Genomic DNA, 26,961 nt, shown 5'->3' on the forward strand with positions numbered 1-26,961 from the left:
TAATAAAAGATGAGTGCAGCATCCACGCTCTTATCTCAATGCTATTAAACTAAACTCGAAGAAATATTTGAATCATTACCTACTGATTTTTTAATTTTCACTGATTGAATAAAATTCCTTAGTGTTCTCATGATTGATGATAAGTTCCCTCATAGAACTATCATGACCTATTTCATTCAAAATTTAAATAATTCCGTTATCCCATGAGAAACATTAATCACTGAGGATAACTATTATGAAAAGCACAATTAATTTTAATCACAAACCGGACTATTTATTACAACATGATTTATTTAATCATCAAGATGAACTATTTGAGCATTATTCAAAACTCCTCATGTTGCGTATCGATTTTGCTTATCGTAAAGACAGTAAATCATTTAAATATGCCGATACTTATCAAATTACAGCTGATATGACATGGCTGATTGAACAGGTAAACGGTATTTCTGGCATTGTGGGTTTTGCCTGGGCATTAGAATACGGAGAACAACATCGCTATCATATTCACGCAGCATTTTACATTAATGGCCAGCGTCATCAGAAGGTATGGAGTTTCTGGGAAGATATTCGCGATATATGGGACGAAGTTACTGAAGGTGAAGGCTATGCACACCATTGTGAACCTAAACCATATTATCCAGTTCCTGGTGAGCGTGTTATTGAATATTTCGATGAGGATGGTCGTAGTGATATGAAATATATATTAAGTTATTTGGGCAAAGACAGCCAGCGTACAGAACGCCGTATTTATCAGCTCAGCGATATTCCGACTGCAAAACAAATTGGAAGAAAACGAAATAAAAAGTAGGTGAGTGAAAACTGACATCATAATTTAATCCCCCCTAACTCAGGGGGGAATTCTTTATACATGGGTAACAGTCATTAAGCTCGACCTAATATTTCATGCTGAGTCAAAAATAACGCCAGTCAGTTATTGTTTGAAGGATTCCCGCAACTCCCATTATCCCTTTTCGAATCCTTCTCCTTTTCAATTATCGGAGAAACAAACAATGACTATTCAAACAACTGGCACCCCACTACTGAGCGACCAATTCATTGATATGAAATTTATCACTAAATTAACGGGGTTAACGGATAAGTGGTTTTATAAGTTGATCCAAGATGGTGAGTTTCCTAAGCCTATCAAACTAGGGCGTAGTTCACGTTGGTTACGGAGTGAAGTTGAACAATGGTTACAAACTCGTATTGCTGAATCTAGAGGCCCCTCCCCTTCTCTTATATCTTAAGACACTAGCATTACTGACAGCTCAATTTCCATATCCACCACTCGATGTCCCATCCATGACTCATTCACAGCTCCCTAAACCATACCTAACGTGATTGAGTGCGTTTTAGGTGCCGTATGCACTAAACGTACAGTCTGTACTACCCGAGGGCATTCTAATTTTAAGGTGGGTTGCCAGATTGACCTGAGCGTTCACTACTCAGGACATCCATTTGAATTTTGCTGAAGGGTTAAATACATTCTTAAATTACATAAAGTCAAAATACGGGTTATCCTGACACAAAATAATCTCTTCGCCGGTACTACCCAAGAACCGAGTTATTCACGAGGAAATTATAACTGTTCTCACTGCGGTGATCCTGCCACACTGCATAAGACACCGACGGATTCATGATTTACCCATTCAGAGCCTCAAACAGCAGAACCCTGTCTACTGCTCATCAGCAAGCTCAAGAGCTTACGAGGCAAGGAACGGCTGAATACACACGTTCAGTCAGTTTCACCAATTTTAAAGGTTATGGATTGGTTTTTCATGCAGTGTCGTGACTAATTTACAAGCAATCAAAAATGTTGCCCAAAATGTTATGAGGGGATTTAGTGTATTCCTACGAGGAATGTTACAGATGAACATAAACCCAAAGTAACAGATTAATCTTCCATAAGGAATAAATTCTGAATTAATGTATGGTCAAAATTCAAAAAAATTTTCCCAAATTAATAGCAAATCTTTTAACAAACATAAGATTTCATGATTTCTATAGGCTCGCAATAATGGCAATAAATTACTGAAGACTCTAATTCACCAATAAACAAATCGGTTCCTCCTTGCCCTATTTTTTCAACATGAGCTGATATTAATTTTCGTTCCTCTCCAGAGAACACAAATATGTTGTAATGAATAACCACGAAAATAGTGTTCTATCCTTGATAATCCACAAAATGTGATTTACTCCATCGCATCAGTTGTTTGTTATGTTAATCTAATAATGTTTAATATTTATTAAGTATTATATTTAAACCTTATACTAAATTCTAATTAACGAGAGGTTTGTTGTGAGTAAATCAGAATACATTTATCTAATTAAGTGTACTTCTTGGCTAACTAAATTTCTGACCCACCGAGGATTGAAAATAACAGATAGCCGACCGTTATTTGAATACCATGCAACCAGTGAGGAGTATGAAGAATTAAAGCGGTTACTCTGCGGTGTTGGGCTGCCTGAAGGATTTAAAAACGATAAAAGTTATGCAGCATGCTTTACATTATTTTGCGCAGAATGGTATCGAAGGGAATACGAACGAATTCATGGCTGGAGTTGGGAGCCTATCTATAAAGCTCTTGGTTTATCTCTATCCCCTTCGGAACTGAGTCATATTGTACCAAAAGGCCTTGAAGACTACTGGGGACGCCCTGTTCGTTTCTATGATTCAGAACGGCGTAACTTTTTAGGATCTCTATTTAGTGAAGGGGGCCTACCCTTCAAGCTCTTGAACGAATCCGGTAGCCGTTTCCACTCTGTTTTTTCTCAAATTCTTAATCATTACGACCAATCTCATTCATCAGGATATTCAGCTTTATCTTTAGTGCAAGTAGTTGTCGATAAATCACAGCTTCCAGCTGCTTTCAAAGAAGACACCTCAGTTGAACTTATTAGTTGTATGGCTGAGCAGCTTATCTCTCTTGTTCAAACTTACGAACTCAGTAATCACTCAGAGCCCGTCAAAGAACTTGACCGTGTTCATCCTAAATGGCGGGATAGTTTCCCAATGCCTCTTGATGATGAAACTGGCACCAGTTTCCTTAATGGCCTTTTGTGCACCGCCACTGTTGAAACTAAACCTCGATTACAAAAAAATAAAACAACTATCTGTAATTTCTTTTGGTCAGAACAACATCCTGATGAGATTCATGCACATATTTTCCTTCCTAATGAATTAATGTTTGCTATTTCAAGTGAGCCATCAACGACTCGTTTTGAACTCGCTGTTTATGAAGGTGATGAAGAAGTAACCAGTCTGGGGCCTGCATATGCAAGCCTAGAGAAAATGCAGGCAACTGTGAGGCTTCGCAAGAGCGAGATTCGTTTTGTCAGACAGCAACCAATTGCCAGCTTATCATTAGTGGCTCGAGCTGGAGGCATCATTGTCGGCAAGATCAAGTTGGATGGAGGAGAAATTGCAGTTGGAGATATTCCTTTAACATTTGTACGTGACGAAAGTGGCTGGTTATTACAAGGTCAGGCATCCTGTAGCGTACGTAACAGTGACGTGCTCATCATTTTTCCTGCAGAAGGTCATCTAGTTTCGAATCATGATGATTGCTCTTCTAATACTCAAGCGCTGGGATACCCTGCTTTGTCTATAAAAGGACGTCAGGACGTCATTTTCGAAGGTAATGAAACGTATCGAATTCAAACCGGTCGGGAACAGGCTAAACATACCTATTTAGCTTTACAGGGTAATCAATTCGCCTGGCCATGTAGCCCCTATGAAACATTTGTTGGTATCCCCAAAGTCATTCATAAATTTGCCGTAGCACAGAGTATTCGTTATGAACGTTTCCTAAGTGGCAAAAATACTGACATATGTGATTTACATGAGACGATGGGGGCGCATTATATTTCAATTCGAAATGAAAATAATGAAACGCTATTACGCCGAAAGATAGGGATTTTACCTTCAGATTTTCAACTAGAAATTAAAAGCAGAGAACAGCCAAACGAGGGTGTAATAATTATTTCTACCCAACACTCTTGTTGGTATAGATTAAAAGATAAAGAGCTCGAAGTTGGACGCAAAAAATCAGTAAATAAAACGGAAATAATGATTAAAGCAGAGGGGGTTCCTCCAACCTCTTTAATATTACAGGTGACGCCTAATCTTGCTGGTAATCCCATTGAAATTATTCTACCTTTCCCTACTAAGGGCTGCCTAGTTCTAGATGTTAATGGCCAACTCCTACCTAAAAATATAACTATTAATGACCTGTTGGGAACCAGAGCATTCCTCTTTGGACGAAATGGCGAACCAGCAAGATTCCGCCTTGAGCTACGCTTAATGTCCAGAGCGAAACAGCAAGCGTTGCATGAGTGGCGTTATACCGCAGGCGAACGTCCAGTTGAACTCAATTTGTATAGTCTAAGAGAACATATTGAGAACTTACTATCTCTGGAAACTGGTATTGACCAAGTTGTGGAAATGCGTATAGATGGCTCTGGAAGTATACATACCTGGCAAATTCGCCGATATAAATACAGCCTTAACTACGATTATGAAAGACAGATTCTTTCTAGCAACTCAATGACTACTCGTTCAGGACAGATTCCATCACCAGCCATCATGCTGCTAAGTGAGCCTGAAAGAAAACCCATTTTTCTCACTTCACTAATGAGCGAAGGTGTACCTGTTGGTGAATTTGAGCTCAGTTCGGTAATACAGAGGAATGGGCCTTGGTTGGCAGTTCCAGTAAAAGGTGAAGAAACCGCATTTCGACCATGTTTTATTCGCGGCGAACCCCCCTTACAAACTGAAGTTAACACCATCCAATCTATGCAAAAAGCGACACAACTTTTTGACCCTCGTTCAGACGTGAATACAATCGCCTTGGTTCTCGACCAAATGGCTAATAGTCCGGCGCATTCAGGCTGGCAGTTCCTACGAAGTTTATATGAACAGTACGGATATTTACCTCTTGCTACCTTCGAAATATGGAGAGCACTTGTTCAACATCCGCAAGCGTTAGCAATGTCATTGTTTAAATTTGAAATGTCTATTGAATATCTCAACCGCATTGAAAATGAATTTCCTATTTTCTGGGAATTTTTACCCATTCTTGAGATTAAAGGCGCAGCAGAAAGATTTCAGGCCTTCCTAGCCCATAAAGGGGCACCGGAAGAAATGCAGAAAAAATTGCTGAATAAAATGTATCAACAGCTAGGGACTATTTTTCCTACCTATGCCAATGAAGTGCAGGAGTGGTTAAGTTTAGGTAAACAACCACATTCAATACCTCATGAGATGATGAGAGAAATTGTTCATGGCTGGTATCAGGATCTTCTGCGTGAGCATAGTGAATCACGTTGGCCTGAATATGGTGGTTCTCGTCTTTACAACTGGATCCTGTCGCAAACAGACTCTGCAATTGATGTCTCTCCCGATACAAAATACCGCTATTCCGTTGCCTGGTTACCCGTATTTTCTGCAGCTGTCGCTAGTGGCAAAACAACATTTGAAAGTGTTTTTGGCAATGAACCAAGTACCGTTTTTTTCTTAAGACAAGTCAGAGATTTTGATTCGCGTTGGTTTAACGCCATTTTTCAATACAGCTTATTGCGTAATATTGCCGAAAAATAAAAAGGGACAAGAATGACTACACGCTATTTTTCTTCACTCATTGAACAATCACTCTCTCGCTCAACAGAAGCAACACTTAGCATCATGGGAGTTACAAATCCTCAACTCCGGGCGCATCTAGCCCAGCAGATGGGGGCTGATTGTGGCACAGCTGGTTCTTTCCTTGCATCCCCAGTATTTGAGCAAACATTTGGCTGGGAAGAATCAAACTACACAATGAGAATGCTAGCTACAGAGAAATTATTGCTGAGCAAAGAGGTAGTTGACTCTCTGGATAGTGAAAAAAATGGGCGTTATCGTTTTGGCGCTAATTGGAAACCTTTTACTCATCAGTTAGCTAGCTGGGAAGCGTTACTTGAGAAAAAGCATTCGGTTGTTGTTACCAGCGGGACAGGCTCCGGTAAAACAGAATGCTTTATGGTGCCAGTTCTAGAGGATCTTTATCGTGAGTTACGCGATAGCGGCAATCAACCGCTAGTAGGAGTAAGAGCACTATTCCTCTATCCACTGAATGCTCTGATTAATTCGCAGCGTGAACGCCTGGATGCATGGACTAGTGGATTTGGTTCAGGGATTCGATACTGCCTATATAACGGCAACACAAAAGAATTGCATGCCTTAACAAACAGCGAACAGGCAAACAAGCCTAATGAAGTTTTATCACGTGAGAAAATGCGTGAAGAGCCAGCACCAATACTAGTGACAAATGGTACCATGCTGGAATACATGATGGTTCGTCAGGTTGATGCTCCAATAATTCAGCAATCGAAAGCAGAAAAATCACTACGCTGGATAGTTTTGGATGAAGCGCATACTTATGTAGGGTCTCAAGCCGCCGAGCTTGCCCTACAACTTCGTCGTGTAATGACTGCGTTCGGTGTTACGCCTGATGATGTTCGTTTTGTTGCAACGTCAGCCACTATTGCAGGAAGCGATTCAGAAAAGCAGTTAAAAAAATTCTTATCAGAACTGTCAGGAATACCACAAGAACGTATAGATGTTTTGGGAGGTAATCGCGTTATTCCTGAACTTGATGCATGCAAAAATTATCCAGTCACACTGGATGAGCTTGAGCAAATACCAGACTCCGATAGCGAAGGAATTAGCCTTGAGCGTTATAGTGCATTAACACATTCCCCAGAAGCCCGCTATATACGCGAGATGCTAGTTAGCCAACCTCACCCAGTGAAACTGGATGTAATAACGAAACGCTTAAACGAACTGACAAAGAATCATTACACACAACAAGAAATTTTACGCTGGATCGATCTCTGTACGGGCACAAGCCCCAATAAACAAGATCCTGCTTTTCTCAAAGTAAGAGCACATATTTTTCAACGTAATACCCAAGGTATATGGTCCTGTGCAGATAAACATTGTTCAGCAAAACATAACACCACACTGGAAGAAAACTGGCCATTTGGCTACGTGTATGTGAATCAACGACAAAGCTGCCAGTGTGGTAGCCCTGTTTTTGAGCTTGCGTTCTGTAATGAGTGTAACGAACCACATCTGTTAGCGAAGGATAAAAAAGGTAAACTCGTACAGTGGGATAATAAGGGTGGGGATGAATTCTCACTTCATGATGATATCCCTGATGATTTTGAAACATCGGGAGAGAAAGTTCAAAAAGAACATACATTTCAGGCTCCGCAAATTATTGCGCCGGAATGTAATACTGAAGCCGGATATATAATTCAGCGACTCGATCGTAATACCCGGAGCATTGGCGTTGTTCATAAAGACAGTCTTCCTTTGGCAATGAACGAAAATGAACAAATTTGTAGCGCTAGCAATTGTGGCCATAAAGGAGGAAAAGGTCAGTCCCCCTTTAGACGCGCTTTGCTGGGGGGGCCGTTTTATGTCACGAATATTGTGCCAACCGTGTTGGAATACTGCCAGGATTTTGCCAACGATGAAGGTAAAGAGGGGGTTGGTCCACTATCATTACCCGGACGAGGGCGACGGCTGATTACCTTTACCGATAGCCGCCAAGGAACGGCAAGAATGGCAGTAAGAATGCAGCAAGAAGCTGAACGTAGTCGTTTGCGCGGTAGTGTAGTGGAGATACTTTCCTGGCATCAGAGAAAACAGGCTGTAAATACTCCTAACGATCAGGTTGATGTAACAAAATTGGAAGAAATGGCGACACAAGCCAGAGATGCAGCAAAAGAATTTCGTGACTGGGGTATGCCGGAAGAAGCAATTCGTTCTGAAGAAAGAGCGGAACGCATGGAACAGGCTATAAAAAAAGCAACAGGCGAAATAGTTAATACCATTTTAGCTTCACTGACTTGGCAGGAGATGATTAATGAGCTTAAAGATAAGGCAGACATCAAAGGCTCGATTCTGCAATACAACCACTATCTTAAACCTGAGATTTTCACTGAGAACAGTGGACCGCTGAAGCTTTCAGAAATGCTTCTATTTCGTGAGTTTATGCGCCGTCCAAAACGAACCAACAGCCTTGAAACACAAGGGCTGGTGCAGATTAGTTATCAAGGGTTGGAAAAGCTACATACCCCCCCTATTCACTGGCATGAACAGGGGCTAACTCTGGATGATTGGCGTGATTTTCTGAAAGTCGCACTGGATTTTTATGTCAGAGAAAACAACTTCATCCAACTGGATTTAGAACTGAAGAACTGGATTGGCAGCCGTTTCTCTGCAAAATTTGTACGCAACCCTGAATCAAAAGATCCTGACGATAACCAAGTCAAGCGTTGGCCTCAAATCCGTCACGGCAATACCACCCATCGTTTAGTTAAGTTGCTAATACTTGGAGCAAAATTCAGCACTGTAAATACGATTACTATCGATATAGTTAACGCATGGTTGAAAGAAGCTTGGCTCCAATTAACCGGCCCTTTGGCTGTGTTAAAACCTGATGGTAACCGTTTTTACTTGCCGAAAGAACATCTGACATTCTCCTTGATTCAAAAGGCGAGTATTTGCCCTGTTACCAATAAATTGTTGGATACTACTTTCAAAGGACTAACTCCTTACCTACCTAGACATATCCAATTTGAACACCTAAATAATACACAATATAGTGCCTATATGGCACAGGAAGTGACACTGCCTGAAGTCTGGAAACACGACTATTCACAGTTGGATTATGCCGAAGGGTTAGCACAAGTCCGGGAATGGGTAGCGCAAGATCCACTTGTGGATCATTTACGTTCGCAAAACCTCTGGACGGATATTAACGACCGTGTGGTAGAGGGTGGCTTTTACTACCGTACTGCTGAGCATTCAGCACAGCAATCAGCAGATCGCCTACAAAGTTACGAAAAGATGTTTAAAAACGGTCAGCTTAACGTCCTTAACTGTTCCACTACCATGGAAATGGGTGTAGATATTGGCGGTATTTCCGCAGTAGTGATGAATAACGTCCCCCCTCATCCGGCAAACTATTTACAGCGTGCGGGACGAGCCGGACGTAGTAAAGAATCCCGTGCAATCTCCTACACCCTGTGTAAAGGGAACCCACACGACCAACAGGTTTTCGCCAATCCACTTTGGCCGTTTGAAACAGTGATCCCTGCACCGATGGTGGCAATGAACTCAGAACGTTTGGTACAACGCCATGTTAATTCACTACTACTATCAGAATATTTATGCCATGTAGTGGGAGAAACTGAGAAAGAAAAAACCAATCTAAATAGCGAGTGGTTCTTTGGTGAAGAGTTTGGGCAGTCTGTATGTAACAGCTTTAAGATTTGGCTTGAACGCCCTACCCTTAAAATTGATGATGCGCTTGAGCGTCTAGTAAACGGCACCGCGCTACATGGTGCTCGAGCTGAATTATTGCGAGAAAAAACTTTCCATGCAATTACAGTATTACAAAAGCGTTGGCTAGAAATTTACCACGATCTAGAAAAACAGAAAAAGGACTCTCAGCCAAATACTCCATATCGTAAGCGCTTAGAGCTGGAGAAAAAACGACATTGTGATGAATACCTGTTGCGCGACCTGGCAGCACGAACCTTCCTACCAGGCTATGGTTTCCCGACGGATGTCGTGAACTTTGATAACTTCACTATGGAAGACTATATCCGCGAGAAAACGCATAAAATCCGTAACAAGAGTGACCGTGAAGATAACGTTTCACGTTATAAAGGACTACCTTCACGCAACTTGTCTGTTGCCATTCGTGAATATGCGCCAGGAGCGGAAATCATTCTAGATGGAAGAGTATTCCGTTCTGCTGGTGTATCACTACACTGGCACAATATCAATGCAGATACTAACGAAGCCCAACGGTTGGACCGCGCCTGGCGGTGCCACAAATGCGGTACGTTAGGCTATGAAGAAGGTATTGGTAGCTCTGTAGAATTATTTTGTACCAATGGCGACTGTGGTGAGCGAATTACTCGTGACAACACACGTCAAGTGCTGCAACCCGCCGGGTTTGTCACAGATGCTTATGATTCAGTAACGAACAACATTGAAACGATGAAGTATATCCCTGTAGTTCCGGCCTGGGTATTTGTTAAGGCAGAGCGTTTGCCGCTACCAAACCCAGAGATGGGTTTTATGGCTTCAGGCGCTAACGGGCATGTATTCCAGCAGAGTATGGGCGAAGGTGGACATGGTTATGCACTGTGCCTAAGCTGCGGTCGTGCTGAATCGATGATAAGCGAAAAAGACATACCAAAATCAATGGAAGCCCATTACCCGCCGCGCCCAGGAAAAGCCGATCGCGACAGCCAGAATCAGAGAGTTATTTGCCCTGGTTCTACCGCATTAAATACAAAAGTCACGTTAGGGGCATTAGCTCGTACTGATGTATTTGAACTGATTTTACGTCGCCCACAGGAAGGTGAGTATATCCCAGATGGATCAGAGGAAGGACGTATTGTTGCTATGACACTGGCTGTTGCATTACGTCGAGCACTCGCAGGTGTATTGGGTATTTCTGCTTCGGAGTTAGGCTATGCGGTGCGTCCTGTCAGGTTAGAGAACGAGGAATCAGTACTGGCCGTTCAGCTTTACGATGTCATTAGCGGCGGTGCTGGATTCGCTTCCAGTGCACCATTACATATCGAAGCGATACTGCAGGGAATGGTAAAGCAGCTAAGGTGCACCCACTGCGATACCGCCTGTAGCGATTGTTTACTCGATTCGCAAACGCGTCACGATCATGACCTTTTAGATCGCAAAGCCGCACTGGCTTGGCTGGGAAATGACTTCGGCCACTATATTGGTTTGCCAGACGAGGAGAAGTTCTCACTACCCGATGCGCAGTATTGCCCTGGTACCATCGAAGATGCAGTACGCCGTGCAATTAACGAAGGTGCCGATAAACTTACGCTGTGGATGAACGGGCCACTCAACGAGTGGGATTTATATGCTCGCCAGTTCCGCTCGGCAATTCTGAACTACCGGCTAAAAGACAATGTCGCGGTTGAGATTGTCCTTCCCGATGACGTTGATGATCCGGAAGTGTTGCACGAACTGGCGCAGTTTGCAGCTATTGGGGTGAGGTTGTGCCATGCCGAACAGGAAGAGTCATTCCCCATTGTGGCGCAGATCGCTTTCACCGATCGAGTCATAACACTGGCATCACGCAGTCAGCAAGCAACGGTACCAGGTCCACACTGGCATCAAAATGGTGAACTGGTGGTTCGCAGCCAATACTATAAACCTGCCGAACTGCGTGAGTTTATACTGCCAGAACTTACAGCAAACTTCAGCGACTTAGTAAAAGACCTTCAAATTCATAAAGAGCTGAATAGCCCGTTTTCACAGTTTGGCCAACGTTTCTGGGATGTGCTTTCTAACAGCCATGAAAAAGCACAAAACCTGATGAAGACAAATCAAATTACACATATTCATTATACCGATCGCTATCTGCAAAACCCGGTTGCGCTGGCGCTGCTGAGCTCATTACTTAAGCCGTTGAAAACATTAATGACCAAAGATGCAAAAGTAGCGATTGATACCTTATTCAAAAACAAAGATCGCACAGGAAATCGACCGTTCCACGACTGGATGAGTGAAGCTGATTTTCAGAATTTTGCTGATCAGTGGTTTGCTGCATCAATGGGTAAGGCGACCGATATAACGGTGTTCAACTACTCGCGAGATATTCCACATCATCGTAAATTGGTGGTGAATTTTGACAATGGCCAGGTTCTAAAAATCCGCTTTGATCAGGGAATGGGCTACTGGCGTATCGACTTCCCATATGCCTGGCACAGATTTGATTTCAATGATGATGTTGCTTCTCAGCTCCATAAAATGGCGAAAGCTTGTATGGAAGGAAAGGTGGTTAACGGAGAGGAAAACTGGTCAACGGATGTGGTAGTTGAAGTGATAGAACCTTAAGGGATTATCGCTCCCGATGCGCTGTCGGGAGCGTTTGTCTATTATTTCTTTTTACGCGAGACTTTTTTACTACCGCTGGCGGCTCGTTCGGCCTTAATTTTCTCAAGTAGAGCAGCTGCGCTATTTTCACCGCTAATCAGGTCTGGATTTTCTGCGCGCCATTGGGCGGTTAGTTCACCACGAAATGCCTTCGCTAGAATAGACTGGGTGAGGTTGTTGACGCGAACCAGTGCATTATTGACCTGCTTTTCAATGGTGTCAGCGTAGGCAAAGAGTTGCTCAACGCGGCGGACGATTTCGTATTGTTCTGAGAGTGATGGGCGAGGTATTACAGCTTCTCTGCATTGAGTCAAAGAGATGTTTATTTGACCAACTATCCCTTTTGTATCGTGCATGACATCTCTGACTAACTTGCCTTCACATAATACATAGTAAAGAAATTTAGATAAAATCTTTTCTTTTTCAACTCTGAATAGAGTTATCGCTTGATTCAAATTCCACTCAGGGTACTGATCTGTCAGTATGGCTACTTTCCCTAGAGGAGGTCCAACAATGTTCATTAGGACATCATCGGGGAATGCAATGGAACGCTTAGATTTTGAACGATGGACTTCGCCAGTTATAAATTGAGGTTTATAATCAAAATCTATTTTTTGATTAACAATATTATATACTTTCAAAAAAGGAATTTTTCCATCTTGTTCAAATGGGTTATCTGTTGGAGTTGAGCCACTTTGTACTTTAGTACAAATATCGCTTGCTTTTTGGTTTGCCCACGAGTCAACAAGAATATTATTCTTATCCCGCCAGTTTTTCGTTAAATCCCCCCTCACAGCCATAGTTAGCACCGCCTGACGAAAACATTTCAGGATTTGTGGGATTTGCTCAAGACGTGCTTTGGTGGTGTCTACCTGCGCCAGCAGGGTATCGAGTTTTTCGGCAATGATTTTTTGTTCGGCAAGTGATGGTAGTGGTATTTCGATCTTTGAGTAATCCTTAAATTTAAGATTCCTTAGGTTATTACTTCCTCCTTGGTATTTAGTAACCTCACCAGAACTGTAGAAAAACTCTAAGTAGCGATTAATAAAAGATGCACTTACTTCTGAACTTAACCTAACCAAACGAACAAAGTTTGTACACACCAAAGGTAATGTTTGGTTGTTTAATACTCTATCATCGATTAATACAGTTCTACCTACCGGTTGGTCTGGTCCCCCTCCGGAGATTTCAACTAATATATCGTTTTTAAGCAACTTCCTAGATGTTAAACTCGAAACCTTTACCTTTCGTATTACAGCGGTATTGCCGAAATTTTTTTTCCAATTTTTAAATTCAGATCCACGGATACATGATACAGATTCATATCCTTCTTCGCTGAACTCTGGATCTTTCCCCCAGTCACCACCGATGATATGAATCGCAATATCTTCTAGAGAAGATTTACTCCAACTGAAGTGAGAGGAAAAAAGCTTCATACCTTCACCTCACCAAACGCTTCTTTCAGCAATTGGCGCTGAGCATCGGCTTCATCGTCTGCGCCTAATTCACGCATCAGCGCATCCAGCTCTCCCATCGCCTGTACTAGCTCGGTCATCGCTTCTGCCGCTAACACATCCGGCTCCCGCAGGTTGTCAGCGTCGATGCTGTCCTTATCCTTCAACCAGGAGATATCCAACGAATCAGACTTGGCGCTACGGATCCATTCGCGGCTGAACTTGCGCCAACGGCTGGTGGCTTGGCGCTGGTCAGTATTCTTGTTCTCTTCGCTGTCGGCAATATCACTCTCTTCGGCATTAAAACTCCATTCACCCTCAGTACGCGGGCTTAAGCCGTGCGGGTCATCACCGTAGACGGTTTCAAACGGTTGTAAATGCTGCTCGGTAAATGGCGTGCGCTTGCCAAAGCTTGGCATATTGGTACGCAGGTCATACACCCAGACATCGTCAGTACAGTTCTTATCCTGGTTAGGATTTGCCACCGCGCCTTTAGTAAAGAACAACACATTGGTTTTCACGCCCTGAGCATAAAAAATACCGGTCGGTAGACGCAAAATGGTGTGCAGATGGCATTTATCCATCAGGTCACGACGGATATCGGTACCCTTACCGCCTTCAAACAACACGTTATCCGGCACCACCACTGCAGCACGACCGCCAGGATGCAACGTTTCAATAATGTGCTGCATAAAGCACAGCTGTTTGTTGCTGGTTGGGTGAACAAAGGTGCGGGTAATATTGGTGCCCGCCGCGCTACCAAACGGGGGGTTGGTGGCGACAATGTGCGCTTTTGGCAGATTTTCGCCGTCACTACCCAGCGTATTACCCAAGCGAATAGCACCTCCGTGTTCGAGATTGCCTTCAATATCGTGTAACAGACAGTTCATCAGCGCCAAACGTCGAGTACCCGGTACCAGTTCAAGGCCGATAAAGGCACGATGAATTTGGAAATCCTGAGTATCGCCATCAAGATTGTCCAGATCGTTGGTTTGTGATTTTACGTAGCGGTCAGCTTCAATCAAAAAACCTGCCGTACCCGCTGCCGGATCCTGGACAATTTCACGCGGCTGCGGCTTCAACAGATGAATGATAGTTTTAATCAACGGACGCGGAGTAAAGTACTGACCTGCACCGGACTTGGTTTCGTTGGCGTTTTTCTGCAGCAGCCCTTCGTACATATCACCGAAGTCATCGCGAGATTTGCCATCACTGCCGTTATACCAGTCAAGTGAATCCATATTGCTGACCAGCTCGGTCAACTGTTTAGGCTGGGTGATCGTGGTATTAACGTTCTGGAATACCGCTTGCACGAGCTTCTGTTCATCTGCACCCAAGTGGACCAGCAGGTTACGGTAGAACTGTAATTGCTCCTGACCAATACGGGATTTCAGGTCGTCCCAACGATAGCCTTCCGGCAGATAATCGTCTTCCTGACCAGTCTCTTTACACATTTTCAAAAACAGCAGCGAGGCGAGCTCATTGACATAGTTTTGATAAGAAACGCCGCCATCACGCAAGTTGTCACAAAGTTTCCATAACTTAGCGACCAGATCGTTATTATTCATATTTAATTCCCTAAAAAGCAGCGGCCCTCATTTAGGACCGCAGAAGATTTAATTGCCGTAGATGATAACGCGTCAGGCCAGCTGGTCCCAAATATAATCACTGAATTTGTCCAGCACACTGTCGAGGTCATCATCAAAGGCGCGTTGCAGCATCACCTTACCGCCACGACGGTGGAAATTACCGGTTTTAAACACATCGTCATCAAGCACGATTTTCTCTTTCAATGCGGCAGCTAAACGGTCTAGCCAGGCCTTCTGCTCGCTGTTCCAATCGTTTTCACTTTTAATCCGCTCCAAAGCATGATCGACTCGTTCATCAAACGGCTTTAACGCATCACCGACAGCAGCACGACGTATGTGGCCAATAAGCCTTGCGGCGATGTCCTCATTACGAGTCTCTTTCCAAGCTCTACGTAGTGACGATTCTTCGAAGTGCTGGCGGTCAAACCATTCCTGAAGTTCAACGAGCCCTTTGCGGGTAAGATCCCTTGGGTGATTGATGACGGCCTGAAGCGCAGGCTGAGCATTCGGGGCTCGTTTGACCAGTTCATCAAACGCCTCCAGGAAGTCCTTCGGTGTATCGTAATCACCATATAAGGATTTCACGCTGATCACTTCATCATCAATATCGAGGAAGATGGGTGCATCCCGCAGGGCATTAATACCTGCCTTCAATTTTTCCAACAGGGCGATAAGTCCCGGTAGCTTGTTAAATACTTCTGCACTCCACTGCGGCCCCTTTTGACGCAAGCGCATTGCCAGGCTACCGAAACCGGCTCCTGCGGCATCCTGACAGAGTTCATCCAGTCGGCGAATCTGCTTATCCACCGACTCACTTCGGTCACGGTTATACATTGCCAGACTGATAATACGCTGCAATTTGGCGATCAACTGTTCATGGCTGTGCTCGGCATAGCTGCGACCATCTGCTTCGGTGATTTTGTACGTTTCGGAGTCGGTAATTTCGTTGACCAGTGTTTTCAGCTCCACCTTCGGGCGTATCACCACCGGGCGCATCGTGTCTACACTTTCCAACGTGCTATAGATGTCCACACAGTCGAAAATTTTGAAGCTGGTTTTACCCACCGCCGGGCAAAGACGAGTAGCACGGCCTTTCATTTGCTCGTAGAGGATGCGACTTTTTACCTTGCGCAGGAACACGATGTTGCAGATCGACGGAATATCTACGCCAGTGCTCAGCAAATCAACCGTGACAACAATATTTGGCAAACGCTCTTTATTGAAGCGTGTGATCATCGTTTGCACTTTCTTCGCATCTTTGTCGGCGTCGCCGGTGATCTTGATGATTGCATCATGTTCCAACTGCGGGTACTGTTTTTTAAATGCTATACGTAGCTCTTCTACTACCATATCTGCATGGCTATTGGTGACACAGAAGATCAATGTTTTTTGTTGACCCGTCGGGTCCAGGTATTTAGTCAGCTCACCGCAAACCGCACGGTTAAAAGCAGGGATAACCAGGCCCCGGTTAAAATCTGCGACTTCAAAATCCTGATCGTCTGCTAGTGTGTCGTTAATCACTTCACCTTGCGGATCTAGGCGCTCCACTTGTTCACCTTTCGCCAAATACACACCATCTTGGGCATTACGGGTAGTAATTTTAATCGGCGGGTCCTGATCGATAAGATAACCATCGATCACAGCAGTACGGTAGGTATAGCGATAAACCGGTTCGCCGAAGATATCAACTGTATGTATGGCTGGGGTGGCGGTAAGGGCAATTTTTACTGCATCGAAATGGTCGAGAATACGACGATAGGCCGATACATAATCTAGCTGACTGCGGAACTGCAGTTCACCTTCAGTTTGTTCCTTATCAAGAACGTAACCACGATGCGCTTCGTCCACCACGATGCAATCATAACGTCCCACCGGCATCGGTTCGTCTGACTGTAGAGTTCGTTTAACCAGTGATTGGACTGTAGCAACATGAATTTTAGTGCTGTCTTCAGGGAATTTATCCGTCAGACCTTTGATGTCGAAAATACTGTTAAAAGTGTCTCCGTTGATACGTGTATCTTCAAATGCCCCCAGAGCCTGTTCACCAAGTGAGCGGCGGTCAACAAGAAACAACACTCGCTTAAAGCGCTGGGACTGGATCAGGCGAAACATTAGTGCGATCGCAGTACGAGTTTTCCCAGTACCAGTTGCCATTGCCAGAAGAATTTCTTGTTGCCCTGCAACAATCGCGTTCTCTACCGCGCGAACAGCATCTTCTTGATAGTAGCGAAGCCCTAATTCACTCATACTTGGATTATCAGCAAACCATTGATTTTGCTTCTGAGGGTCGCAGCCCAACATAGCCATAAGTTCTTCCGGCTGATGCCACTCTGGTAGAGCTTTTGGCATATTGGCTTGATGACGAACATCACGATACCAAATACCACTTTTTGTTTTCATTGCAGCTCGGTATTCACGCCCATTGGTCGAATAGCAGAAGGGTATTTTGAATCGCTGACTACCGCTGCTGTCCTTCCAACTAACTTCATACTCTGGAACTGCTTCGTGAACCTCATCAAGTGAATTGTTCTCAAGTAGTACTTCACGCAGGTAGGCATTATCAAAGTATTTACTATAGCGATATGATTCAGGAAGTTTACCAGAAACATCGGTGTTTTTACGTTTGGCTTCAATGACGGCAACAGGTTTGAGTCCGACAAACAATACATAATCTGCAAAGCCTGGATTACCATTTTCATCTTTACCGGTTGGCCATTCAGCAATCGCCATATTTACACCAGGCTCAGGGCGAGCACCTTTAGAAAAGCGTAATGTTTTACTGTCAGCTTGCCATTTAGCTTTACGCAGTTGAGCGTCGATCAGGAAACGACTTTCCTCTTCACTCAGATCTAGCGTGCGTTTTATTGCCTGGTTGGTTATCTCTTTATGATAAGCCTTCCGTTCCTGCTCAGTCTGCTTCGCCAGCTCTGCATTTTTTGTCGCTAGCTGTGCTTCCAGGGCAGAAATACGCGCTTTGGACTGTTCTTCTGTTTCATGCTGTTTACCTTCGAGAATGGCAATATAACCATTCAGCGCAATCATTTTTTGCTGCTGAGCATTTATCTCGGCCTGGCTTTGTACCTTTTCTTTTGCCTGTTGCTCCAGTTGCTTCTTGAGTACCAAAACTTCCTGATGATAGAGACTCTCCCCCCTTTCAGGCAGAACAAATACTGGAAGCGCGAAGTCATAATCTTTAGTTACCAGACGGTAGTACCAAACACTCAAACGAAAACCAAGCCGCAGGCACATCTGCGCATCATCAAGATCATTATGATATTCATGAACAGCTTGGTTACCGATGCGGCGTAGCTTATGAAAAATCGAGAGTATGCTGTCATCAACGAAGGGGATCTTACCCAGTTCGCGCAGCAGGTCGTGCTGGTTATCGCAAGGAGGTATATCCAATAACATACCCAGGTGTTTGGCTGTAGCTTCGCCAAACATGCGCATTTTTATAAGTGTGGTGTTAGGGTCGTCTGGGTAGTTATTTTCTGCTGCACAGGCAATAGCGTAAATGAAGTCATTAACGCCTTTCAGGAAATCGAAGTTGGATTTATTCATGCGCCTTCCATGTTCTGCTTAGTATCACAGGAAGCAAAGCAGTTAAGTCAAACTGTTAGAAAACAAAGATAAAGATATCTTATCATTCACCGATTACTCGAGCAATTATAGAAATTTGTAGGCTGAGTTATGCGCCTACAAATATCACAATTAGCAAAAAGTAAGGCATGCACTGGCATGCCTTACTGTATCCCTTTTAATCAGCCCGAACTCAACTTAGCAAAATCAAACGGACTTACCGTTTTCTCCCTATTCGCATCCAGATAATCAGCCCACCACTGCACCATCAGCCGCCTTTCCTCAATGTGCTCAGCCTTATGAATATAAGCAGCTCTTACTGAATTACGTTCTTGGTGGCTCATCTGCCTTTCTACTGCATCCTTCGACCATAGCCCTGACTCAATCAGCGAACTACACGCCATCGTTCTAAAACCATGTCCACACACTTCTGTCTTCGTATCATAGCCCATCACACGTAATGCATTGTTTACCGTGTTTTCACTCATTGGTTTTCTAGGGTTATGATCACCAATAAAGATCAGCTCGTGGTTACCACTGAATTGATAGATCTGTTTTAAGATCTCAATGGCTTGTCGGCTTAAAGGGACTAAGTGAGTAGTGCGCATTTTTGATCCGCGATGGGAGTGCTTAACCCCTTCTATCGCTTCGCGTTCCGCAGGGATCGTCCACATGGCATTCTCAAAATCGATTTCATCCCAACGGGCGAAACGCAGTTCACTAGAACGAATGAAGACTAATAAGGTAAGTTTGACTGCAAGTTTAGTTAAAGGTCTTCCCTTATAATCATCGATGCGTTGTAAGAACTCAGGTAGGCGTTTAAGCTCTAATGCGGCTCTATGAACTCGTTTACCTGTGGCAACTGCGCCAGCCATATCTTGCGCGGGGTTATAGTCGATTAAACCACTTTGTACTGCGTAACGCATAATGGCTGTTACACGTTGTTGTAAACGTGCCGCCACTTCAAGACGTCCAGACATCTCTACGGCTTTAATCGGTTCGAGTAGATCGCGAGTTTTTAGTTCAGCAATATTACGTTTACCGATAGCCGTAAAGATATTGTCCTCAATGCTTTTGAGGACTCGATGGCAATGACCTTCAGACCACTTCTTATTGGTTACATGCCAATCACGAGCAACCTTCTCAAAGGTATTGAATTCCTTTTGTTGCTCTTCTTTAACTTCTTTGCGTTTCTCACTAGGGTCTACCCCACTGGCGACAAGCTTTCTTGCTTCATCTCGTTTTTCGCGGGCATTCGCTAGGGAAACATCAGGATACACGCCAAATGCTAACATCTTTTCTTTACCGCCAAAGCGATAACGGAAGCGCCAATATTTAGAGCCATTAGGGTGAATCAGAAGAAATAGTCCGTTACCATCTGTCAGCTTATACGCCTTATCTTCAGATTTTGCAGAACGAACCTTAGTATCGGAAAGTGCCATTTTAACTATCCTCGCAGCCGAATTGCGGGTACAAAACTTTATCGAATCGACATATACCCGCAAATGTACCCACATCATTAACTTGATATCGGTTGAGTTGAGTATACGTTGGTAGAGTTAAAATGCGAGAGGAACCTTGCAAACACTGGATTTTAGATACAAAAAAAGACGTCTGTTGACGTCTCTTGATGTTCTTATGGTGCCGAAGGCCGGACTCGAACCGGCACACCCGAAGGCGGTTGATTTTGAATCAACTGCGTCTACCAATTCCGCCACTCCGGCACGAAGTGATGTGTTTCTTGGAAAACGCTGCCATTATACTTGCCTTGTGCCTACTGGCAACACTTATTCGTGAAGATACGGTTTGTTCGATTAAAAAAAAAGCATATTCCTTAGATCTTATAAAATCACAAGGAAAGCTTCTTTTGTTTATATATCTATTAATGAGTATGTTAACTTCTCCCAAATTATTTTTCTTATCACGAGGCTCTGTGACTGGCGGCAGGTCATTATTTTTGTTAGTTTATCTGCAATCTAATGTCAATATTTAAGGTTTAATCATGGGTTTTGTTGGGTGGATAGCAACAGGTATCTTTATTGGCATCTTAATTGGTGTGGTAATGAAGATTTTCGCGAAGAAAAAATAATATGGCTGAAAGGCCATTTGCAAACAATCATATCGGCTGGCTTCCAACATGAAGAAATCATTTCTAAAAGTTCTGTCTGTATCTGCATTATCCTTAGTGTTAATGGCATGTTCAAGTAAGACAGAAAAAGCACCAAAGTTTTTGCAAAGTAATGATATTGAATCCTCTGACTGGCAAGTTTTTGAGGGAGATAGAAGGACTTACGAGCGCGTCGCTAAGATTGTCGATTTATACGCTAATCGCATTTTTAATGAAAGCAATGCACGGGGCATGGCTATCATTGTTATCGATAATAATCAGGCGTTATCGCGTTATTATGGTGAAACCGCACCGGGTAATGGTAAAAAACCTGGTCCAAACTCATTAATTCGCATTGCATCAATTACAAAATTAATGACAAGCGAAATATTAATTAAGCTTGAACAAGATAAGAAACTACTAATTACGGACCCATTACAACAATACGCTTACCATGGCGTTACTGTTCCTGATAATGCCAGCGGGCAACCTATTCGCTTATATCACTTAGCAAGCCATACCAGTGGCTTACCTCGCGAACAACCCGGTGGGAAATGGGGACGTCCTGTTTTTATTTGGCCAACTCAAGATAACCGCTGGACCTGGCTAAAAACAGGTAAGTTAGATGCAACACCGGGAACAGAAGCTTCTTATTCCAACTTAGCGTATGACTTATTGGCAGATGCGATGGTTAAAGCTTCAGGAGTCTCTTACCCTCAGCTATTTAACCACTATGTTACTTCTCCCGCCAAAATGACGAATACCACTTACACCCCCAATAATGCACAATGCGCGCGGTTAATGGAAGGAACGAAACCCAGCCCTTGCCATAACACTCTTGCAGCAGCAGGAAGTGGTGGTGTGTATTCCACCCCTGCAGATATGCAAAAATGGATGCAGCAATTTTTATCGACAGACAGTAACCTAAGAAAAGTCACCGCAGCCCGTGAACAAGGCATCTATTTTCCCCGTGAAAAACTTTTAGAAATTAAAGGGATGGATGTTGCAGGCCATGCTGATGGATTAGGCCTTGGGTGGGTGTATATGAAACCGAAAAATGGCATTCCTGGTATTTACCAAAAAACAGGTGGCGGTGGCGGGTTTAACACCTATATGGCGATGATCCCACAGCAAAATATTGGGGTATTTGTGGTAATGACCCGCAAAGATAACAGTAAATTCAGTAAATTAACGATTGGTGTTAATGAACTAGTCGCCTCATTATCTACTAACCATGCGTATGGGAAACATTGAAGGAGTACCGCCGAAGTGTTACAAACAATGGCGAGTTACACCCCGACCCTAAAACGTGGATTTACCCGTGTTATCTCATTAATTGCGACAACAGCCTGATAAATTCAGGCTGTTTTTGATAATTTTACTATCCATTTTTAAAATCAATTCATTCAGATTACCGATAATCTTTTAGTCTTCCATTAACACATGCGGAGCTAAAATGAGAACAAAAAACCACGCGATAACATCAAGTTGTCAGGCTACACAATACCCCAAAATTAGCCAATTTGAATTGATAGAAGTTTTAAATAGTATTAAAGGCCATTGTACTAAAAAACCAGAGTATGTAGAAAATAGGTCTATTGCTATTCAATATCCCTACAAGTATTTCGAAGGCTCAGAATTACAAGCTATCAAAGCTTGCCGACAAGAAGAAAGACGAATATATCGGGAAAAGTGCCAGATGGCTTTTAAATTTAAACGACAAAATAGTATGAAAGGTGGAATTTTTTCACTTGCTCAGCAATTAGCAAACCGGAGTCGCCAAAATATTTTAGCTATTGATGACCAAAGTAATATCCCAGGTGCCAGAAAAAAGTTATTTCAACCGCAAACAAGGATAGTAGCCTTTATCAGTGCATTAGGTTATGCGTTATTTGGATAATAAAAAACGGTAGTTTTTTCAATATACTACCGTTTTTTATCTCTCATTCCTCTATCACTATTTTCGTTTGACTAATAATACGATACTAACAATCAAAAACAGTAAACTTGGCAAAATTGCCGCAACAATGGGTGGTACCGAATAAACTAGGCTCCAGTTACCAAACCCTTGGTTGAGTACGTAAAACAAGAACCCACCCACAATACCTGAAATAACACGAACACCCATCGGAACGGTACGCAGCGGCCCAAAAATAAATGAAACTGCCATTAACATCATGACGGCTGCGGATAATGGCGCCAGTATTTTTTTCCACATACTGAGCTCATAAACCGCGGCAACTTGGCCACTTTCTTTTAAGTACGAGACATATTGATATAGGCCACGGATGGAAAGCGAGTCAGCATTCAGTGAAACTATTCCTAGTTTTTCTGGGGTGAGATTGGTTTTCCAATCAACCGTTAATCGCTGTGAACCTGTAATTTTTTTCTCACTACTTAGAATTGACTCGTCCACTTGAGATAATACCCAAAGCTGATTTGTCGAGTCATACTCGCCATTCGCAGCAAACATCACTGACTTCAATTTACGTTGGTCATCAAAACGATACACCGACACATCTTGAATCGATGTCGCATTATTAATCCGCTGAATATGGATAAAATCGTTGGCATCTTTTGCCCACATACCTTCATCTGTCACAACTAATGAATTACCCACGATTTTTTCTGCGCGATAATTTCTTGCCCACTGCTCTCCCGCTGGTGCGATCCACTCACCGATAAACATGGCGACAATGACCAATGGAACCGCCGTTTTCATCACCGATAATGCGATTTGCAAGCGAGTAAAACCAGAAGCTTGCATAACGACTAGCTCACTACGTGAGGCCAGTGCCCCTAACCCCATGAGCGCACCTAACAACGCCGCCATTGGAAAGAAAATATCAATATCTTTTGGAACAGTTAATAAGGTGAATACACCTGCACTCAATGCCGTATAGTCGCCATCGCCCACTTTGCGAAGCTGCTCGACAAATTTAATGATCCCAGCTAGGGAAACGAGCAAAAATAACGTCACTAAAATCGAATTTAAGATGGTTCGACCGATATACCTATCTAAAACACCAAACATCAGGCAACCCCTTTACTCAATTTAAGACGTATACGGCGCATTGGGACGGTATTCCACGCATTTAGGACTATCGCTAATACCAAATACCCCACATTCACCGCCCACATGGTATACCTTGGGTCAAGGTCGCCCTTATCAGCACTGTTACGCAATGTACTTTGTAATAAAAAGAAAATGAGGTACAGCAACATTGCAGGAAGCATACTGAGTACCCGCCCCTGACGTGGGTTAACCTCGCTTAACGGCACAACCATCAAAGCCATGACGACAACGGAGAAAACAATGGTTAAACGCCAATGAAACTCAGCGTTCACCTCAGGCGTATTTTCAGACCACAGTTGCAGCATATTTTTTTGCTCGACTCGGTCACTACGCGTTTCTGCAGTTTGGTGATCAACAATGGCTTGGTAATTAACAAAGTCAGTTATGCGAAAATCACGCAGTAACGCGGTTCCTTCATAACGAGTACCCTCATTTAAAACAACGACTTGTCGACCATCAGGATCTTCTTTCATATAGCCGCTATCAGCAACCACAACAGAAGGCCGTTGTTCATTAGCGGCGCGTAGTTGTGCAAGAAATACATTCTTGAAGTTGTTACCTTTTACATCACCAATGTACAGCACATAGTTGCCATCTTTAGTGGTTTTAAATTGCCCTTCGACCATTGCAGCTAACCCGGGATTGGCTTTCGCATCAGCCAATACCTGCTCTTGATATTGAGATGACCACGGCAACATCCACGTAATATTAGCAATCGCGACCATAGCGGTAATGACTGCAAGGACTAACGCAGCTTTCACTAAAACACTTTTACCTAAACCGCAGGCATGCATTACCGTGATTTCACTTTCAGTATAAAGTTTACTGTAGGTCATCAAAAGCCCAAGAAATAGGCTCAAAGGTAAGATAAGCTGAGCCATTTCAGGCACACCTAACCCCAGCAAAGGAAGTACTAAGTTTGAAGGAATATTGCCCTGAACCGCAGCGCCAAGAATATCTATCGACTTCTGACTAAAAAAGATTAGCATCAATACAAAAAGTATGGCTAACTGACTTTTCAGGGTTTCCCGTACCAAATATCTAATAATGATCACGCTTATTACGCCTGTGAAAACTTGTCTTTTGGGAAGAAAATGGCTAAGTTCGTTCGATGTCTGCCATTTACTAACATATACTCTAGTTTATTGTATGGCTAGAATGATATAAAAGCATTATCTATACTGATTGAAATATCAGAACATGCTTAATATTCGAGAAACCAGATATACCCGCCATACTTCATGGTGTATCGCGATTAACAGCATACAATGTGAGCTATTTCGCGTATAGATGGTTAGTTTAACATAAAGAGTTCATTCTCTATGAGGTAGATCATGCGAAACGCTAATTTTAGCGGGAGCATCGGCCTTTGTCTTTAAGATTCAGGAGAACGCATGGAGTTTAGTGTAAAAAGTGGTAGCCCGGAAAAACAGCGCAGCGCATGCATTGTTGTCGGAGTCTTTGAACCACGCCGTCTGTCCCCAATTGCTGAACAGCTGGACAAAATAAGTGACGGATATATCAGCGCCCTGCTGCGCCGCGGCGAACTTGAGGGTAAAGTAGGGCAATCCCTGCTACTCCATCATGTACCCAACGTTCTGTCTGAACGCATTCTGCTTATCGGTTGTGGTAAAGAACGCGAATTAGATGAGCGCCAATTTAAACAAATTATTCAGAAAACCATCAGCACACTGAATGAAACTGGCTCAATGGAAGCCGTCTGTTTCTTAACTGAATTACACGTCAAAGGTCGCAATAATTACTGGAAAGTGCGCCAAGCCGTCGAAACAGCCAAAGAGTCGCTGTATGTATTTGATCAACTGAAAAGTAATAAGACAGAGCATCGCCGTCCGCTACGCAAACTGGTTTTCAACGTGCCAACTCGCCGTGAATTAACTAGTGGTGAACGTGCTATTTCCCACGGCTTAGCGATTGCTTCAGGTGTTAAAGCGGCGAAAGATTTAAGCAATATGCCGCCAAACATCTGTAATGCAGGTTATTTAGCATCTCAAGCTCGTCAATTAGCTGATATTTCAGACAGTAAACTCACCACTCGAGTGATTGGTGAGGAGCAAATGAAAGAACTTGGAATGAATGCCTATCTAGCGGTCGGTCAAGGTTCACAAAATGAATCGCTAATGTCCATCATGGAATATAAAGGCAGTCCAGACCCAGAAAGCAAACCTATCGTTTTACTTGGTAAAGGCCTAACCTTTGACTCCGGCGGTATTTCAATTAAACCATCCGAAGGCATGGATGAAATGAAATACGATATGTGCGGTGCTGCAAGTGTATATGGCGTCATGCGCTTTATCACTGAATTGCAATTGCCAATTAATGTGATTGGGGTTCTTGCTGGCTGTGAAAACATGCCTGGTGGCCGTGCTTATCGCCCAGGTGATATCCTTACTACCATGTCTGGGCAAACCGTTGAAGTCCTCAATACCGATGCCGAAGGCCGTTTAGTTCTGTGTGATGCACTCACCTATGTTGAGCGTTTTGAGCCAGAGCTGGTTATCGATATAGCCACTTTAACAGGGGCTTGTGTGATTGCATTAGGTAGCCATTACACTGGGTTGATGTCAAACCATAATCCACTGGCTCACGAGCTATTAAATGCTTCTGAGCAAGCAGGCGACCGTGCATGGCGTTTACCATTAGCAGATGAATATTTTGACCAAATCACACCAAATTTTGCTGATTTAGCCAATACCGGTGGACGTCCAGCGGGTGCTATCACCGCAGGTTGTTTCTTGTCTCGCTTTGCGACGAAATATAACTGGGCACACCTTGATATCGCAGGAACTGCTTGGCGTTCAGGTGCAGCGAAAGGGGCCACTGGCCGCCCTGTTTCCATGCTAGCGCAGTTCTTGTTGAACCGTGTAGGCCTTAATGGTGATGAATAACCCGATTTAGCATTTTAGCTGTACATCACTCGTAAAAATATCCCGATGAGCACTTATGCGATTCGGGATATTATTTTTGGCTTTTCGATACACATAGAAGCCATTTTGAGGCAGCAATAAAAAAGGTTATAATTCAACATAGAAATAATTTTGAGCTATGCCACCAAAAAACTTAACCAACACCCCTACAAATTGAAGTATGGCAATTTACGCTATACCCTAAATAATTCAGTTTGTAGGTAGGCGGCAAGCAATTGAGGCCTTGGGAGCATACAA

13 protein-coding genes and 1 tRNA gene are annotated in these 26,961 nt (G+C 43.3%); 7 read left to right on the forward strand and 7 right to left on the reverse strand.

What is annotated here, in order from left to right:
• Positions 1 to 235 precede the first annotated feature (235 nt).
• The 4 genes from ACU696_RS20810 (at position 236) to ACU696_RS20825 (ending at position 11,935) form a co-directional block, all read left to right on the forward strand.
• Positions 236 to 811 carry an inovirus-type Gp2 protein gene (locus ACU696_RS20810; RefSeq protein ID WP_213913719.1) on the forward strand — a complete coding sequence of 192 codons (576 nt, stop codon included), beginning with the start codon at positions 236 to 238 and terminating at the stop codon, positions 809 to 811.
• A gap of 202 nt (positions 812 to 1,013) precedes the next feature.
• The gene (locus tag ACU696_RS20815) at positions 1,014 to 1,250 is read left to right on the forward strand and encodes a helix-turn-helix transcriptional regulator (RefSeq protein WP_213913721.1); all 237 of its coding nucleotides are present in this window, start codon (positions 1,014 to 1,016) and stop codon (positions 1,248 to 1,250) included.
• Positions 1,251 to 2,302: 1,052 nt separating this feature from the next.
• Positions 2,303 to 5,602, forward strand: coding sequence for an STY4851/ECs_5259 family protein (locus tag ACU696_RS20820; protein WP_369110569.1), 3,300 nt, complete (start codon positions 2,303 to 2,305; stop codon positions 5,600 to 5,602).
• Positions 5,603 to 5,614: 12 nt separating this feature from the next.
• On the forward strand, positions 5,615 to 11,935 hold the full coding sequence (locus tag ACU696_RS20825; protein ID WP_213913341.1) for a DEAD/DEAH box helicase: 6,321 nt from the start codon (positions 5,615 to 5,617) through the stop codon (positions 11,933 to 11,935).
• Between the two features lie 41 nt (positions 11,936 to 11,976).
• Here ACU696_RS20825 and ACU696_RS20830 read toward each other — a convergent pair whose 3' ends face one another.
• From ACU696_RS20830 to ACU696_RS20850, 5 genes are all read right to left on the reverse strand, one after another.
• Positions 11,977 to 13,410: a restriction endonuclease subunit S gene (locus ACU696_RS20830; RefSeq protein ID WP_213913342.1), complete on the reverse strand. Its 1,434-nt coding sequence runs from the start codon at positions 13,408 to 13,410 to the stop codon at positions 11,977 to 11,979.
• Complete coding sequence (locus ACU696_RS20835; RefSeq protein ID WP_196713694.1) at positions 13,407 to 14,996, reverse strand: N-6 DNA methylase; 1,590 nt, start codon at positions 14,994 to 14,996, stop codon at positions 13,407 to 13,409. The genes ACU696_RS20830 and ACU696_RS20835 overlap by 4 nt, the downstream gene beginning before the upstream one ends.
• 72 nt (positions 14,997 to 15,068) lie before the next feature.
• Positions 15,069 to 18,578 carry a type I restriction-modification system endonuclease gene (gene hsdR, locus ACU696_RS20840; RefSeq protein ID WP_447343219.1) on the reverse strand — a complete coding sequence of 1,170 codons (3,510 nt, stop codon included), beginning with the start codon at positions 18,576 to 18,578 and terminating at the stop codon, positions 15,069 to 15,071.
• Between the two features lie 200 nt (positions 18,579 to 18,778).
• On the reverse strand, positions 18,779 to 20,038 hold the full coding sequence (locus tag ACU696_RS20845; RefSeq protein ID WP_213913344.1) for a tyrosine-type recombinase/integrase: 1,260 nt from the start codon (positions 20,036 to 20,038) through the stop codon (positions 18,779 to 18,781).
• A gap of 197 nt (positions 20,039 to 20,235) precedes the next feature.
• Positions 20,236 to 20,320, reverse strand: a tRNA-Leu gene (locus tag ACU696_RS20850).
• A 413-nt stretch (positions 20,321 to 20,733) separates the two neighbouring features.
• Between ACU696_RS20850 and ampH the strand changes: the two genes are divergently transcribed.
• Together ampH and ACU696_RS20860 are read left to right on the forward strand one after the other, a co-directional pair.
• Positions 20,734 to 21,957, forward strand: coding sequence for a D-alanyl-D-alanine-carboxypeptidase/endopeptidase AmpH (gene ampH, locus ACU696_RS20855; protein ID WP_004907539.1), 1,224 nt, complete (start codon positions 20,734 to 20,736; stop codon positions 21,955 to 21,957).
• 202 nt (positions 21,958 to 22,159) lie between these two features.
• On the forward strand, positions 22,160 to 22,603 hold the full coding sequence (locus tag ACU696_RS20860) for a hypothetical protein (RefSeq protein ID WP_164529233.1): 444 nt from the start codon (positions 22,160 to 22,162) through the stop codon (positions 22,601 to 22,603).
• Between the two features lie 57 nt (positions 22,604 to 22,660).
• Here ACU696_RS20860 and lptG read toward each other — a convergent pair whose 3' ends face one another.
• Complete coding sequence (lptG, locus tag ACU696_RS20865; protein WP_004907535.1) at positions 22,661 to 23,737, reverse strand: LPS export ABC transporter permease LptG; 1,077 nt, start codon at positions 23,735 to 23,737, stop codon at positions 22,661 to 22,663.
• Entirely contained in the window at positions 23,737 to 24,834 is a 1,098-nt protein-coding gene (gene lptF / locus ACU696_RS20870; RefSeq protein WP_110731596.1) for an LPS export ABC transporter permease LptF, read from the reverse strand. The genes lptG and lptF overlap by 1 nt, the downstream gene beginning before the upstream one ends.
• A 339-nt stretch (positions 24,835 to 25,173) precedes the next feature.
• On the opposite strand from lptF, the gene pepA reads away from it, so the two are divergent.
• Complete coding sequence (pepA, locus tag ACU696_RS20875) at positions 25,174 to 26,685, forward strand: leucyl aminopeptidase (protein WP_196719600.1); 1,512 nt, start codon at positions 25,174 to 25,176, stop codon at positions 26,683 to 26,685.
• Positions 26,686 to 26,961 lie beyond the last annotated feature (276 nt).

The sequence above is a fragment of the Providencia sp. PROV_01 genome (assembly GCF_053098325.1).